Source organism: Desulfobaculum sp. SPO524 (assembly GCF_044987625.1).
In the GTDB taxonomy this organism is placed as follows: Bacteria; Desulfobacterota; Desulfovibrionia; order Desulfovibrionales; family Desulfovibrionaceae; genus Desulfobaculum.
In genome coordinates this window covers 69,403-83,400 of the sequence record NZ_JBJDSB010000004.1, presented here as the reverse complement: position 1 = coordinate 83,400, position 13,998 = coordinate 69,403, and the positions used below count along the sequence as shown (strand labels likewise).

The window sequence follows — 13,998 nt, the reverse complement described above, 5'->3', positions numbered from 1 at the left end:
GGTCATGGGCACAGGCAAAGCGGGATACGACCTCACGTGGGTCACGGACCAGCTCGCCGTGGGCGGCGCGCCCATGTCCTATGTGTCCCTTGAGAGCCTGCGCGCCGAAGGCGTGGAAGCCATCCTGAACCTGTGCGATGAGTTCTGCGACCTGCACTGGATTGAAGCGGGCGAAGGATTCGACGTCTACTACTTCCCCATTCCCGATGAGGAAACGCCGGACCTTGGGGAGCTGGAAAAGGCCCTCGACTGGCTGGACGAGTCCATCTACCTCGGCAAGCACGTCCTCATCCACTGCCGCCACGGCATTGGCCGCACGGGAACGGTGCTCAACGCCTATCTGCTGCGCAAGGGTCTAGGGCACAAGCTGGCGCACAAAAAGCTGAAATCCCTGCGCTCCAAGCCCCAAAACTTCGACCAATGGCGCTTTATCCGCCGCTACGGCAAGCAGGAACGCCAACTCACCATCCGCGAACCCTCGCTGGAGAGCCGCCACCTCGTGGACCTGACGCCCTTCTTCAAGGACTACGAGCGCGTCGTCTCGCACGTGGACGCCCTCATCGGCGAGGGCGGAGAGCACGGGCTGTGCGGCCGCGACCACTCAGCCTGCTGCACCAAACTGGTCACCATGCCCCTTGTCGAGGCCGTGTACATCAACCACGCCATGAACCGGACCCTCTCCCAGCAGGAACGCCAAAACGCCATCGGCGTCAGCGCGGACGCGGGGAAGCAGCTACGCCAGTTGGGCTACGACCCGCAGGACCCCACCACCCTGACCGGCGCCATCCACGAGGACTACGCCGCCCTTGGCACAGTCTGCCCCCTGAACGAATGGGGCGAATGCCGCATCTTCGACAGGCGCCCCCTGCCCTGCCGCCTTACGGACCTGCCGCCGGCAAAGCTCGGCGACCCGCTCATGACCAACATCATGCCCGCGGCCCTGTCGTCCATTTCCTCCAACCTCTTCTTTGCCTTTACCTCGCGCTTTCTCACGGGCACGCCGCTGTCCTTCATTCTGCCGGACGTCATTTCCGGCAAATTCGTGCAGACGTTTTTCTACCAGCTTCTGCGTACGGGCGAATAGCGCGTGAGGGGGGGGCGCACGCTCCACCCCTTTCGCAGTGAGTGGCTCGTTTTCCCCACACTTCTGCGCGCCGAATCGCGCACAAGAAAAGGCCCGGCATATATGCCGGGCCTTTTCTGTGGATGGAGGTAGGGCTGATTGAATCGCTCTGCTCTGCAGTCCGGGCGGGGGGACCCGGAAGAGGCGCGGGCCGGCGCGCTGCCTGACAAGAGGCCGCGCAGCGCCGGTCCGCGCACTGGAGAACACATGGATGGTTCGGTTTGCCGGTGTGGACGGAGCATCCAGCGCCAGTGCGGGTGGAACGTCCGCGAATGTGGCACCTGGACAGGACGGGCAGGGGAAACGCGCCCCGCATGCGGCTCCGTCCGAGTCTCCGGCTAACCTGCCGTTATTTCGATGCGTTTCGGCTTGGCCTTTTCCGCCTTGGGCAGGAAGAGGTCCAGCACACCGTTTTTGAACACCGCCTTCACCTTCTCGCGGTCAATCTCGTCGCTGAGGGTGAAGGTGCGGGCATATTCAACCGGGGCAAACTCGCTGCGCAGAAGCTCGCGCCCTTCCTTGAAGGTGTAGGCGCTTTTGCCGCGCAGGATGAGTTCGCGCTCCTGCATGTCGATGACGAGGTCATCTTTCATCACGCCCGGCATGTCGACAACAATGTGCCAGCCGTCCGGGCGCTCCAGTATATCCGAAGCCGGGATGACGCGTTCCATCTTCCGGGCCTGATGCTGCGTGGTCTTTTCAAGTTCGGTGGACATGTCTGACTCCCTCCTACGCGCTGATGGAGATCTTTCTGGGTTTCACGGCCTCTGCCTTGGGCAGAACGATTTCCAGAATGCCATCTTTCAGGGTCGCCGTGACGTTGTCGCGGTCAATGTTGGTGGCAATGTTGAAGATGCGCTGGAACGCTCCGGTTCCACGCTCCTGACGGTAGTATTTGCCGTCGTCGGCTTTGCGCATGCCCTTGAGCACGATGTCATTTTCCGTGACGGTCAGCTCAATGTCTTCCTCTGCAACACCGGGGACGCGAGCTTCAATATACAGTGCATCGTCATCTTCCGAGACGTTGACCTGCGGGTAAGACACCCTGCGCTGACTTATCGACACAGGCTGCATGACCTCTTCAAAGAACCGATTGAGTTCACGAGGAAAATCATAGAAGGTTCCAAAATCGATTACCATTTTTTTCACCTCCGTTTTGGTGAAAAGAAAAATAAAGCCGCTTTCCGAAGTGTCAACACCGCAGGCGAAAAATTTTTTTCACTTTTCATTTTTCCCGCAACTGCCCGCCATCCGGGGCGATTCCCTTTCCGCCGATGAATGGGCCTTCCTTTCGGCTTTTTCCCGCTTGACCTGTCTACAGGTGACGGGTTCATGCTTTCTTCATCCGGGTCAGTCATTTGTTCACACACAGGCGCAGCGCCCGGCGCGCCACAGACCGACAAGGTGCCGCATGCACTACACCGTTGGAAAACTGGCAAGGGAGCTTGGCCTCGCGCGCAGTACGCTCCTGTATTACGAGCGCATCGGCCTGCTTGTTCCCTCCAGCCGCACCGCGGCGGACTACCGCCTCTACAGCGAGGGCGACGCCCACCGCCTACGCCGCATCTGCCGCCTGCGCGACGCCGGAATGCCGCTCAAATCCATCGCCGCTCTACTGGACGGCGCGGCCTCGGACGCCACGGACATTTTGGAATCGCGCCTTGAGGAACTGGCGCAGGAGCACCGCCGCCTGCGCTTTCAACAGGACGTCATCACCCGCCTGCTCGCCAGCAGCGAAATGCTGGACGCCTGCGACACCAGCGACGATGCAGCGTGGGCCTCAATTCTCAACGCCTCCGGGCTGGACCATGACACCATGCGCCGCTGGCACCAAACCTTCCACGACGCCGCCCCAGACGAGCACCGCCGCTTTGTGGAGGCCCTCGGCATCCCCATAGACGAGTCCGCCCTCGTCCAAAAACTCTACAACGCCCCGAACCGCGTAAGGAGGCTCCTTGATATGAGCGAACGCTTTATGGAACTGTTTCTTGAAACCATGACCCCGCTGGACATCCACTCCCCCGGCGACAACGCACACACCCGTCGCGCCCTGTCCCTCGTGCCGGACCTGCCAGAAGCCCCGCGCATCCTCGACATCGGCTGCGGTCCCGGCCGCCACAGCATCGTCCTCGCCAAAGAGACCGGCGGCACCGTCACCGGCATTGATGTGCACCAGCCCGTGCTGGACGCCCTCACCCGCGCTGCGGAGCGCGAAGGGCTGTCGGCCCGCGTCCGCGCCGTCAACATGGACATGAGCGCCATCACCTACGACGACGAATCCTTTGACCTGCTGTGGTGCGAAGGCTCCGCCTTTATCTCCGGCTTCGACAACGGCCTTGACCTGTGGAAGCGCCTGCTCCGTCCGGGCGGCACCTTCTGCGTCTCGGAACTGATTTGGTGTACTCCGGAGCCTGCGCAGCCCGCGGCGGACTTCTTCCGCGAGGTCTACCCCGCCATGCGCACCGTCCCTGACGTGCGCCGCAGCATTGAGGACCACGGGTACACCATCGTCACCACCTTCCCCCTGCCCGCCTCCTGCTGGCACGACTACTACGGTCCCTTTCAGCAGCGGCTCAACGAACAGCGCGAGGCCTACGCCGGGGACGAGGAAGCACAGACCATCTTCCAAACCATGCAGGCCGAGCTGGATATGTACGCCGCCCACGGCGACAGCTACGGGTATGAGTTCTTTATCATGCAAAAGCCTGCGTAGAACGTTTCACCCACTTCACACGAACGGGCGGCGGAGATGCATCTCCGCCGCCCGTTTTGTCGTTCGGTGTCGCCCTGCGGCGGGGTTGACCCGGTGCCTTCCGGGCCTTATCCTGCAATATTGCGGCTCCACTCCCTCCGCCGAATTTTCCAAGGATATATGCACCAACAATGACTGACACTTCACCATACCGCACCATCTGGCGTCTTTCGTGGCCGCAGATCATCATGATGTTTTTCCACTTCTGGATCGGCTTCGTTGACGTCTATGTTGCCGGGCTCCTCAATAAGGAAGTGCAGGCCGCCCTCGGCATCATTTCGTCCTGTCTGTTCTTTTTGCTCATCATCGCCGTCAGCGTTGCCAACGGCTCCGTGGCCGCCATCAGCCAATCCATCGGCGCGGGGCTGACCATGCGCGCCAAGCGCTACGTGGGGCTGTGTCTGGAATTGGCCCTCATCTGCGGCATAATCATCATGACGCTGGGCCTCGTCTTCAACGAGCAGCTCCTCGCCGCCCTGCGCGTTCCGGACGCCATCTCCGGCATCACCGGCGACTTTCTGAACGTCTACGCCCTTGTGCTGCCGCCCTATTATATTCTGCTCATCACCAACGCCGTGTTCCGCGCCCGCAAGGAGGTCATGTACCCCCTGTACGCCATGATTCTCATCACGTCCGTGAACACGCTGGCCGACTTCGGCCTTGGCCTCGGGCTGTGGGGGCTGCCGGAACTCGGGCACAAAGGCCTTGCGTGGGCCACCTTCTGGTCCGTGACCGCCGGCGCGGTGCTGAACCTCTTTCGCGTTTACAGAAAGGGCATGCTCTCTGCCGGGGCCTTTCCGCCCATGCGCTGGATTCGCCGCGCCGTGCCCTATCTCTTTAAGGTCGCATGGCCTTCCGGCCTGATGCAGATTCTGTGGCAGAGCGGCTACTTGGTGCTCTTTGCCATTACCGCCAGCCTGCCCAACGATAGCATCCCCGCCCTTGCGGGCATGACGGCGGGCCTGCGCATTGAGTCCATTCTCTTTCTGCCGGGATTCGCCTTCAACATGACGGCCAGCGTGCTGGTGGGCAATCTGATTGGCGAAGGCCGCGTTGACGAAGCCAAACGCTACGGCCTGCGCATCTGGGCGCTGGGCTGTGCGGGCATGAGCCTTGTCACCCTTGTGGTGTGGCAGTATGTGACGCCACTTTCGGCCCTTGTCACGCCAGAAGCGGCCGTGCAGTCCCATATGATCAACTACCTCTTCTTCAACCTCATCGCCATTCCCTTCACTCTGACCAGCATGATCATCGGCGGCGCGCTCAATGGCGCCGGCGCCACATGGTACAGCATGGTCATCTTTGGCGTCACCGTGTGGGGCGTGCGTTTGCCCCTGGCCTATACGCTGGGGCACCATATCATCGGCGAAGCCACGGGCATCTGGATTTCCCAGCTCACGTCCCAAATCGTACAGGCGCTTCTCATCCTGTACGCCTTCGTCTTCGGTAAATGGCAACGCTTCTCCATGATTAAACGGAGAGTGAAAACATCGCGCACCGGGACCACTCCGGCCGGGACGCCGTTGACACCCAACGGCAACCCCTTGCGTAAATAGACAAGCCCCCAACGGAGAAAACATGACGACTCCGGAATTCACACCCGTCTCGCTGGACAGGCAGGCCGAATATCTCGAACGCTTCGCCCAGTGCCCGCAAAAGGCATCGGACTACAGCTTCGTCAACATCTGGGGCTGGGCCGAGGAATACGGTCTGGAATGGTTCTTTGGTGAGTCCCACGTCTGGCTGCGCCAGACCCGCCCCGACATCGTCTACTGGGCGCCCGTCGGCCCGTGGACCGATACCGACTGGACCAAGTGCCCCGTGCTCAACGCTCCGGGCGGCCGCTATATCCGCGTGCCCGAAGTGCTGGCCGACATCTGGGGTGCCACCTTCGGCGACGCCATCTCCATCAATGAAGCCCGCGACCACTGGGACTACATCTACGACGTGGCCGAGCTTTCACAGCTCAAGGGCAACCGCTTTCACAAAAAGAAAAACCTGCTCAACCAGTTCAAGAAAAAATACGACTACGTCTACCACTCCATGACGCCCGACTGCGTTGAGGCCGCCCTCGACATGCAGCACGAATGGTTCTCGTGGCGCGACGAAGAATCCCAGCAGACCCTCGCTGCGGAAAACCGCGCCATCGCCCGCGTGCTCACCAGTTGGGACGCCCTGTGCGGCGTGTTCGGCGGCGTTATCGAAGTGGACGGCGCGCAGGCCGCCTACACCGTGGCCGAGCGCCTCACCAACGACACCCTCGTCATCCACTTCGAAAAAGGCCATACGCCCTACAAAGGCGTCTACCAAGCCATCAACCAAATGTTCCTCTCCGGCGACGCCACAGACTACGTCTCCGTCAACCGCGAACAGGACCTCGGCGACCCCGGCCTGAGAAAAGCCAAAGAATCCTACAACCCCATAGGCTACCTGAAAAAGTTCGACATCAGCCTGAACCCCTAACAGGTGGCCCAGCCAGTGTGGCGACTTTTGCTCTTTGCTCCTCCGGCCCAACAGGCCGAAGGAGCGAAGAGATAAAGATGCCTCCGGCATAGAGAAAAGACAGTGCCTCCGGCGGCTCAAGGGCCGCGGGCCCTTGAGAATCCCATTTATACGCACCGGGGGTGCGCTGGAAGGGCAGCCTCTATCAGGGCAAAGGGCAGGAACACTGACATACCGGGCAACGGCCCTGTCAGGAGAAAAACGCCCAATGGTGGGATTCTTAAGGGCAAGGCCCTTAAGCCATCGGAGATAACCTCTTGACCCACGCGCCACGACCCGGCCAGCCCAACGTATAACGTCTAGCAAAGCCCCTCTCCACGCACCGGGGTGCGCGAGAAGGGCAGCCTCTATCAAGGCAAAGGGCAGGAACACTGGCATACCGGGCAACGGCCTTGTCAGGAGAAAAACGCCCAATGGTGGGATTCTTAAGGGCAAGGCCCTTAAGCCATCGGAGATAACCTCTTGACCCACGCGCCACGACCCGGCCAGCCCAAAACTATAAAGTCTGGCTTTTACAACATATGGCGTCGCAAGGGCCGCTGGCTCTTGAAAAACTCATACAAACTTCCACGGATTCGGTGGAAAAACCGCCCCATCCGGGGCAAAAAAAGGGATGCGGAACAAAAAAGGCGCTTGCCGCGCAAACGCTCCCCTACCACGGCCAACATGATGATCATAATGGCAAAACCTCTGGGGCGCGGGGATTTCCATATTACCCTTGCCTCAGCGCACCACTCTTCCCTCTGCAACCCGCACGCAGAAGGGTAGGGTGACAAAGTATGACATTATGAAGTAATGCTTTCATTCCCTTCCGGCGCAAAAGCCATCCCTTGAACTTTGGTGGGGATTGGGTTTACGCCGCGCACTGCATCCATTGGAGGCGTCCTTCATGGAGAAGACCATACGTTTCACGGACGAGTCCGACCGCACGTTCATTCAGGACGTCCGGGAGGCCAGCGGGCAGGACCTTGCGCTGTGCTACCAGTGCGGCAAGTGTACTGCGGGCTGTCCTGCCGCCAGCGCGTCGGACGTTCCCGTCAGCCAAATACTCCGACTTGTTCAGGCCGGTCAGCGCAAGGCTGTGCTTTCCGCCCGTTCGCTGTGGCTGTGCGCCACGTGCGAAACCTGCTCCACGCGGTGCCCCAACGGCATTGACGTGGCATTGGTGATGGACGTTTTGCGCCACATGGCCCGCCGCGAGGGCTTTGCCTCGGAGCGCAACGTCAAGCTCTTCCACGACAGCTTCCTGCGCAGCATCTTCCGCCATGGGCGGGTGTACGAAATGGGGCTGATGGCGGAGTACAACCTGCGTTCCGGTCGCCCGTTTACGGGGGCCGACCTCGCCCACCGCATCCTGCCCAAGGGCAAGCTGTCCCTGCGCCCGCATGACATCGCGGGCAAGGCCGAGGTCGCCGCCATCGCCAAACGATGGTTGGAACGCCGCAAGAAGGAAGGAGGCCACGCGCTGTGAGTCAGGCCTACGCGTACTATCCGGGGTGCTCGCAAGAGGGTACGTCCCGGGAGAACGACCGCTCCTCCCGCGCGGTGCTTGCCGCACTGGGTGTGGAGCTTATTGAAATGACGGACTGGAGCTGTTGCGGCTCCACACCCGCACACACGGTGGACCACGAACTGGCCGCCGCCCTTTCGGCCCGCAACCTCGAAATCGCCAGCACTGCTGGACAAAACACCGTTGCCACGCCGTGTCCTGGTTGCCTGAAAAACCTGCGCTCCGCCAATACGAAGATGCAGGATGAGGCCTTCCGCGAGCGCGTCAACGGCCTGCTGGACCGCCCCTACGCGGGCAATGTGGACTGTCGCAGCATCCTCCAGATTCTGCTGGAGGACGTAGGCGAAGAAACCATTGCCCAGCGCGCCCTGCACAGCCTGTCCGGGCTGACCATTGTCCCCTACTATGGCTGTTTGCTTACGCGTCCGGCGGGGCTGATGGACTTTGACGACCCCGAGAATCCCACCTCCATGGACCGCCTGTGCCGCACACTTGGGGCCGAGGTGCCGGAGGAATTCTCGTACAAGATGGAATGTTGCGGCGCGGCCTACGGCATCCCCAAAAAGGACATTGTGATGCGCAACACCGGGCGCATCCTTGACGCCGCGGCCGAACTGGGCGCGGACGCCGTGGTCACGGCCTGCCCGCTGTGCCACCAGAACCTTGACCTGCGTCAGGGCCAAGTGAACCGGGCCAACCATTCATCGCACCATATTCCCGTATTCTACATCACGCAGCTGGTAGGACTGGCCCTGGGTCTGGACATCCGCGACCTTGGCCTGGACCAGCACGCCGTCAGCCCCAAGGGCCTCGCGCAGGCGGTGCTCGCCAACACCAACACGGCAGGAGACGACGCATGAGAGTAGGCGTTTTCGTCTGCCATTGCGGCAGCAACATCGCCGCCACCGTGGACTGTGCGCGTGTGGCGGAAATGGCGCGCGAATACCCGGACGTGGTGTTCGCCATGGACCATATGTACACCTGCTCCGAACCGGGACAGGAAGCCATTGTGCAGGCCATCCGGGACCACCGGCTGGACGGCGTGGTTGTGGCCTCGTGCTCACCGCGCATGCATGAGAACACCTTCCGGCGCGCCGTGGAGCGCGGCGGGCTGAACCGCTTCATGTTCGAGATGGCCAACATCCGCGAGCATGTCTCGTGGGTGGGCAGCGACAAGGAGCTGAACACCAACAAGGCCTCCGAGCTTGTGCTGGCCGCCGTGGAAAAACTGCGGCGCGACAGACCGCTTCTGCCCAAGACCTTTCAGGTGAACCGGCGCGTGCTGGTTATTGGCGGCGGCGTGGCGGGCATCCAGACCGCGCTGGACTGCGCCGACGGCGGGCTGGACGTGGTGCTGGTGGAAAAAAGCCCCACCATCGGCGGCAAGATGGCCAAGCTGGACAAAACCTTCCCCACGGTGGACTGCTCCACCTGTATTCTTGGCCCCAAGATGGTGGACGTGGCCCAGCACCCGAACATCACCCTCATCGCCAATGCCGAGGTGGACGAGGTGTCCGGCTATGTAGGCAACTTTGAGGTCTCCATCCGCAAAAAGACCACCTACGTGGACTGGAACCTGTGTACGGGCTGTGGCCTGTGCATGGAAAAGTGCCCCAGCAAAAAGTCCTTCGACTCGTTCAACGAGGGCGTGGGCACCACGTCGGCCATCAAGATTGCCTTCCCGCAGGCCATCCCCAAAAAGGCCGTCATCGACGCGGACCACTGCATCAAGCTCACCAAGGACAAATGCGGCGTCTGCGCCAAGGTCTGCCCGGTGCAGGCCGTGAACTTTGAGCAAAAGGACGAAACCGTCACCCACAAGGTGGGCGCCATTGTCACCGCCACGGGCTACGACGTGTTCGACCACTCCAAGTACGAGGAATACGGCGGCGGGCGATACCCGGACGTCATTACCTCACTGCAGTACGAGCGCATGCTCTCGGCCTCCGGCCCCACGGGCGGTCACGTTACGCGCCCCTCGGACGGACGCGAACCAAAACGCGTGGTATTCATCCAGTGCGTTGGCTCGCGCGATAAGGCCAAGGACAGGCCCTACTGCTCCGGCTTTTGCTGCATGTACACGGCCAAGCAGGCCGTGTTGACCAAAAGCCATATCCCCGACGCCGAGACCTATGTCTTCTATATGGACATCCGCGCCCCGCAAAAGGGCTACGAAGAGTTCATCGACCGCGCCAAAATTGAATACGGCGTGCAGTACGTGCGCGGCCGCGTGTCGCGCATCCACCCGCATTCGGACCATCTGACGGTGTGCGGCATGGATACCCTGCTCGGCGCGCAGGTGGAAATTGACGCGGACCTTGTGGTTCTGGCCGTTGGCGGCGAACCGTCCCACGGCGCGCGCGAGTTGGCGGAGCATCTGCGCATCTCGTACGACACCAACGGCTTCTTCATGGAAGGGCACCCCAAGCTGCGACCTGTGGAGACCAACACCGCCGGCGTCTTTGTTGCCGGCGCCTGTCAGGGCCTGAAGGACATTCCGTCCTCCGTGGCGCAGGGCAGTGCGGCGGCGGCCAAGGTGCTGTCCATGTTCGCCAAGGAGACCATGGAGACGGACCCGCAAATCGCCCTTGTGGACCAGCGGCGCTGTGTGGGCTGCGGCAAATGCATCTCCGTCTGCCCCTTTGGCGCTATCCAGAGTGTGGAGGACCGGTTCGGCAATCCCAAGGCGCAGGTGGTGGAAACCATCTGTCAGGGCTGCGGCATCTGCTCCGTGGCTTGCCCGCACAAGGCCGTTCAGCTCCAGCATTTCACTGACAATCAGATTCTTGCCGAGGTCAATGCCCTATGCCGGAAATGGAACAAAGAGAACTTCGCATAGTCGGCTTTCTGTGCAACTGGTGCTCGTATGGCGGTGCCGACACCGCCGGCGTGGCCCGGTTCAGCCAGCCCACGGACCTGCGCATCGTCCGCATGCCCTGCACCGGGCGCGTGGACCCGCTGTTCGTGCTCAAAGCCTTCATGGGCGGCGCTGACGGCGTGCTCGTCTCCGGCTGCCATCCCAATGACTGTCACTACACCGAGGGCAACTTCTACGCCCGGCGGCGGCTTGAGGTGCTCAAGCGCTTCATGCCCGTGCTCGGCATAGACCCCCGGCGCTTTGAATACACGTGGGTGTCCGCTTCAGAGGGCAACAAGTGGCGCAACGTCGTCACCACCTTTACGGAGCACATCCACACCCTCGGCCCCGGCCCGCGCCTCAGCGAACCCCGCGCCGAGATTATCAGCCGACTGCAGCAGGGAGGCGACGTATGGCCCGCGTAGAGACGCTCAAAAAGCTCATCCTCGACCGCCTGGACGATGTGGACTTTGTCCTTGGCTGGCAGGCCGGGTACGACCCGCTGCACGCCTCGCCCCTGCGCATGTACGCCCCGGAGGACGTGGATAAAATGGTCTTTGACCAGCGCTGCGTCCACAATCTGGCGACCTATCTGCCCAGCCTCAAGGACAAAACCGTTGGCGTGGTCATCAAGGGCTGCGACAGCCGCTCCGTTATCCAACTGCTGCAGGAAAAGCTCATCTCCCGCGACAACCTCGTCATCTTCGGCATGCCCTGCGAGGGCGTGGTCAGCCACAACAAGCTGCGCCGCCACATGGACGTGAACCGCGTCACCGGCGTCACCTTCCACGGCGAAACCATCACCATCACCACCGACGAAGGCGAGCGCGACTTCCCCTTTGCGGACATTGCGGCGGACAAGTGTCTGTCCTGCAAGTATCCCAACCCGCTGGTGTTCGACCACATCGCGGGCGAGCCTATCCAGCCCCGCGAAGAGATTGAAAACCGCTTCGCCCGCCTTGAGAAGTTCGAGGAACAGCCGCTGGAGGACCGCTTCCGCTTCTGGCAGGAGGAACTCAGCCGGTGTACGCGGTGCTATGCCTGCCGCAACGCCTGCCCCCTGTGCGTGTGCCGCGACCACTGCATCGCCGAAACCCGCGACCCGCACTGGCTGTCGCAGGAAACGGGCGTGCAGGAAAAATGGATGTTCCAACTCATCCACGCCATGCACACCGCCGGACGCTGTACCGAATGCGGCGAATGCGAACGCGCCTGCCCCATGGACATCCCGGTGCTCATGCTCAAGAAGAAGCTGAACCGCGAGGTCCTCGACCTGTTCGACTATGAAGCCGGACTGGACGAAAGCGCCACGCCGCCGCTCTTCACCTTTAAGGTGGAGGAAGACCATATCGAAGAGAAGGAGTGGTAATGTCCACACGCTTTCTTGCCCATGACGACATCGTCCCGTGGCTGTCCCGCATGGGGCAGGACCACCGCGTCATCGCCCCCATGCGCGAGGGCGCGGCGGTGGTCTTCCGCCAGCATGACGGCTCGTCCATGCCCGAGCTGGAGACGCTGCCCTCCATGCCGCCCAAGGACGCCATCTTCCCGCAGACCGAGGTACTCTTCCGCTTCCGCATCCGCCGCGACACGGAGCACGACGGCAACGCGCAGGTGGACCTGCAGCCCACCGTCTCGGAGGACCGCGTTCTCATCTTTGGCACGCCCCCGTGCGGTGCGCGCGGCTTTGCCGTGCTGGATGAGATTCTGCTCAAAGGCCCGGTGGAGGATACCTACTACGCCGCGCGGCGCAACAACGCCGTGCTGGTGTCCGTGGCCTGTGCCCGGCCGCAGGCGACCTGCTTCTGCCACTGGACCGGCGGCGGTCCGGACAGCACCGAAGGCACCGACATCCTGCTGACCCCTGTTGATGGCGGCTACGTGGCCGACGGCGTCACGGAAAAAGGCGCCGCCCTTGTGGCCGAAGCGCCCTTTGCCGACGCCACCGAAGAACAGGTGCAAGCCGCCAAGGCCGTGCACGACACCGCGCGCGAGCGCCTTGGCGACGCCCCGGACCTGTCCGACGCGCCCGAAGCCCTGCAGGCCTGCTTTGCCGATGACGAGTTCTGGGACGACATCGCCTCCCAGTGCCTCAGCTGCGGCGCGTGCACCTACCTGTGCCCCACCTGCTCGTGCTTCAACATCACGGACGAGGCCAACGGAACCTCCGGCGAACGCCTGCGCACATGGGACAACTGTATGTCGCCCATGTACACGCGTGAGGCCAGCGGCCACAATCCGCGCATGACCAAGAACTACCGCCTGCGCAACCGCATCCAGCACAAGTTCAACTACCATCCTGCCGGACACGGCGGACAGTTCGGCTGCGTGGGCTGCGGCCGCTGCGTCAAAAAGTGTCCCGCCGGAGTCGACATCCGCACCATCGTCCTGCGTGCCAAGGAGAAGCACAATGCCTGACGCGAATCCCTACCTCCCCGACCTCGGCACCATCACCGAGATTGTGGAGGAGACTGCCAATATCAAGACCTTCCGCGTTGTGCTCAATGCGCCGGAACGCATGAAGGCCTTCACCTTTGAGCCGGGTCAGGTGGGCCAGCTGTCCGTCTTTGGCACGGGCGAGTCCACCTTTGTCATCAACTCCTCGCCCACGCAAAAGGACATGCTCCAGTTCAGCGTCATGAAGGCGGGCGAAGTCACCGCGGCCCTGCACTGCCTGAGCGTTGGCGACACCGTCGGCGTGCGCGCGCCGCTGGGCAACTTCTTTCCGTATGAGGATATGAAGGGCAAGGACATCGTGTTCATTGGCGGCGGCATCGGCATGGCGCCCCTGCGCTCGCTCATCATGTTCATGCTGGACAACCGCGAGGACTACGGCCGCATCACCATCCTCTACGGCTCCCGCTCGCCCGAGGACTTCTGCTACGATGAAGACCTGAAGGACTGGGCCGCGCGCGAAGACGTGGAACTGGTGCAGACCGTGGACAACGGCTCCGACGACTGGACCGGCCACGTCGGCCTCATCCCCAACATCCTGCGCGAAATGAACCCCTCGCCCGAGGGCGCGGTGGCCGTCACCTGCGGCCCGCCCATTATGATTAAGTTCACCGTGCAGGCTCTGGAGGAGCTGGGCTTTCCGCCCGAGCGCATCATCACCACGCTGGAGCGCCGCATGAAGTGCGGCGTGGGCCTATGTGGCCGCTGCAATATCGGCAACAAATTCGTATGCGTGGACGGCCCCGTCTTCTCATGGGCCGAGCTGAAAGAGCTGCCACAGGAAATGTAACCCACCCGCG

General features: G+C 62.1%; 13 protein-coding genes. 11 read left to right on the top strand and 2 right to left on the bottom strand.

What is annotated here, in order from left to right; all coding sequences use genetic code 11:
• The first annotated feature begins 4 nt into the window (after positions 1-4).
• Positions 5-1,084 carry a dual specificity protein phosphatase family protein gene (locus ACI3L3_RS13445; protein ID WP_404845654.1) on the top strand — a complete coding sequence of 360 codons (1,080 nt, stop codon included), beginning with the start codon at positions 5-7 and terminating at the stop codon, positions 1,082-1,084.
• 377 nt (positions 1,085-1,461) lie between these two features.
• On the opposite strand, the gene ACI3L3_RS13440 is transcribed toward ACI3L3_RS13445, so the two are convergent.
• Positions 1,462-1,839, bottom strand: coding sequence for an Hsp20/alpha crystallin family protein (locus tag ACI3L3_RS13440; protein ID WP_404845653.1), 378 nt, complete (start codon positions 1,837-1,839; stop codon positions 1,462-1,464).
• Positions 1,840-1,852: 13 nt separating this feature from the next.
• Complete coding sequence (locus tag ACI3L3_RS13435; RefSeq protein ID WP_404845652.1) at positions 1,853-2,263, bottom strand: Hsp20/alpha crystallin family protein; 411 nt, start codon at positions 2,261-2,263, stop codon at positions 1,853-1,855.
• 271 nt (positions 2,264-2,534) lie between these two features.
• On the opposite strand from ACI3L3_RS13435, the gene ACI3L3_RS13430 reads away from it, so the two are divergent.
• The 10 genes from ACI3L3_RS13430 (at position 2,535) to ACI3L3_RS13385 (ending at position 13,988) form a co-directional block, all read left to right on the top strand.
• Positions 2,535-3,836 (top strand): methyltransferase domain-containing protein, encoded by a 1,302-nt coding sequence (locus ACI3L3_RS13430; RefSeq protein WP_404845651.1) that lies wholly within the window; start codon positions 2,535-2,537, stop codon positions 3,834-3,836.
• Positions 3,837-4,006: 170 nt separating this feature from the next.
• Positions 4,007-5,431 carry an MATE family efflux transporter gene (locus ACI3L3_RS13425; protein WP_404845650.1) on the top strand — a complete coding sequence of 475 codons (1,425 nt, stop codon included), beginning with the start codon at positions 4,007-4,009 and terminating at the stop codon, positions 5,429-5,431.
• Positions 5,432-5,453: 22 nt separating this feature from the next.
• Complete coding sequence (locus ACI3L3_RS13420) at positions 5,454-6,338, top strand: DUF2156 domain-containing protein (protein WP_404845649.1); 885 nt, start codon at positions 5,454-5,456, stop codon at positions 6,336-6,338.
• A 928-nt stretch (positions 6,339-7,266) separates the two neighbouring features.
• The gene (locus ACI3L3_RS13415; RefSeq protein ID WP_404845648.1) at positions 7,267-7,848 is read left to right on the top strand and encodes a 4Fe-4S dicluster domain-containing protein; all 582 of its coding nucleotides are present in this window, start codon (positions 7,267-7,269) and stop codon (positions 7,846-7,848) included.
• A complete protein-coding gene (locus tag ACI3L3_RS13410) occupies positions 7,845-8,747 on the top strand; it encodes a CoB--CoM heterodisulfide reductase iron-sulfur subunit B family protein (protein ID WP_404845647.1) in 903 nt (300 codons plus the stop codon). Before ACI3L3_RS13415 ends, ACI3L3_RS13410 begins: the two co-directional genes overlap by 4 nt.
• Positions 8,744-10,726 carry a 4Fe-4S binding protein gene (locus ACI3L3_RS13405; RefSeq protein WP_404845646.1) on the top strand — a complete coding sequence of 661 codons (1,983 nt, stop codon included), beginning with the start codon at positions 8,744-8,746 and terminating at the stop codon, positions 10,724-10,726. The genes ACI3L3_RS13410 and ACI3L3_RS13405 overlap by 4 nt, the downstream gene beginning before the upstream one ends.
• On the top strand, positions 10,693-11,169 hold the full coding sequence (locus ACI3L3_RS13400; protein WP_404845645.1) for a hydrogenase iron-sulfur subunit: 477 nt from the start codon (positions 10,693-10,695) through the stop codon (positions 11,167-11,169). Before ACI3L3_RS13405 ends, ACI3L3_RS13400 begins: the two co-directional genes overlap by 34 nt.
• Entirely contained in the window at positions 11,157-12,113 is a 957-nt protein-coding gene (locus ACI3L3_RS13395; protein ID WP_404845644.1) for a 4Fe-4S dicluster domain-containing protein, read from the top strand. The genes ACI3L3_RS13400 and ACI3L3_RS13395 overlap by 13 nt, the downstream gene beginning before the upstream one ends.
• Positions 12,113-13,162, top strand: coding sequence for a 4Fe-4S dicluster domain-containing protein (locus ACI3L3_RS13390; RefSeq protein WP_404845643.1), 1,050 nt, complete (start codon positions 12,113-12,115; stop codon positions 13,160-13,162). The genes ACI3L3_RS13395 and ACI3L3_RS13390 overlap by 1 nt, the downstream gene beginning before the upstream one ends.
• Positions 13,155-13,988, top strand: a complete 834-nt coding sequence (locus ACI3L3_RS13385) for an FAD/NAD(P)-binding protein (RefSeq protein ID WP_404845642.1) — start codon at positions 13,155-13,157, stop codon at positions 13,986-13,988. Before ACI3L3_RS13390 ends, ACI3L3_RS13385 begins: the two co-directional genes overlap by 8 nt.
• The last annotated feature ends 10 nt before the right edge of the window (positions 13,989-13,998 follow it).

Excerpts from the sequence above, each read along its gene's own strand:
- ACI3L3_RS13445 (WP_404845654.1), top strand. The coding sequence starts at position 5 with ATGGGCACAGGCAAAGCGGGATACGACCTCACGTGGGTCACGGACCAG.
- ACI3L3_RS13440 (WP_404845653.1), bottom strand. The coding sequence starts at position 1,839 with ATGTCCACCGAACTTGAAAAGACCACGCAGCATCAGGCCCGGAAGATG.
- ACI3L3_RS13435 (WP_404845652.1), bottom strand. The coding sequence starts at position 2,263 with ATGGTAATCGATTTTGGAACCTTCTATGATTTTCCTCGTGAACTCAAT.
- ACI3L3_RS13430 (WP_404845651.1), top strand. The coding sequence starts at position 2,535 with ATGCACTACACCGTTGGAAAACTGGCAAGGGAGCTTGGCCTCGCGCGC.
- ACI3L3_RS13425 (WP_404845650.1), top strand. The coding sequence starts at position 4,007 with ATGACTGACACTTCACCATACCGCACCATCTGGCGTCTTTCGTGGCCG.
- ACI3L3_RS13420 (WP_404845649.1), top strand. The coding sequence starts at position 5,454 with ATGACGACTCCGGAATTCACACCCGTCTCGCTGGACAGGCAGGCCGAA.
- ACI3L3_RS13415 (WP_404845648.1), top strand. The coding sequence starts at position 7,267 with ATGGAGAAGACCATACGTTTCACGGACGAGTCCGACCGCACGTTCATT.
- ACI3L3_RS13405 (WP_404845646.1), top strand. The coding sequence starts at position 8,744 with ATGAGAGTAGGCGTTTTCGTCTGCCATTGCGGCAGCAACATCGCCGCC.
- ACI3L3_RS13400 (WP_404845645.1), top strand. The coding sequence starts at position 10,693 with ATGCCGGAAATGGAACAAAGAGAACTTCGCATAGTCGGCTTTCTGTGC.
- ACI3L3_RS13395 (WP_404845644.1), top strand. The coding sequence starts at position 11,157 with ATGGCCCGCGTAGAGACGCTCAAAAAGCTCATCCTCGACCGCCTGGAC.
- ACI3L3_RS13390 (WP_404845643.1), top strand. The coding sequence starts at position 12,113 with ATGTCCACACGCTTTCTTGCCCATGACGACATCGTCCCGTGGCTGTCC.
- ACI3L3_RS13385 (WP_404845642.1), top strand. The coding sequence starts at position 13,155 with ATGCCTGACGCGAATCCCTACCTCCCCGACCTCGGCACCATCACCGAG.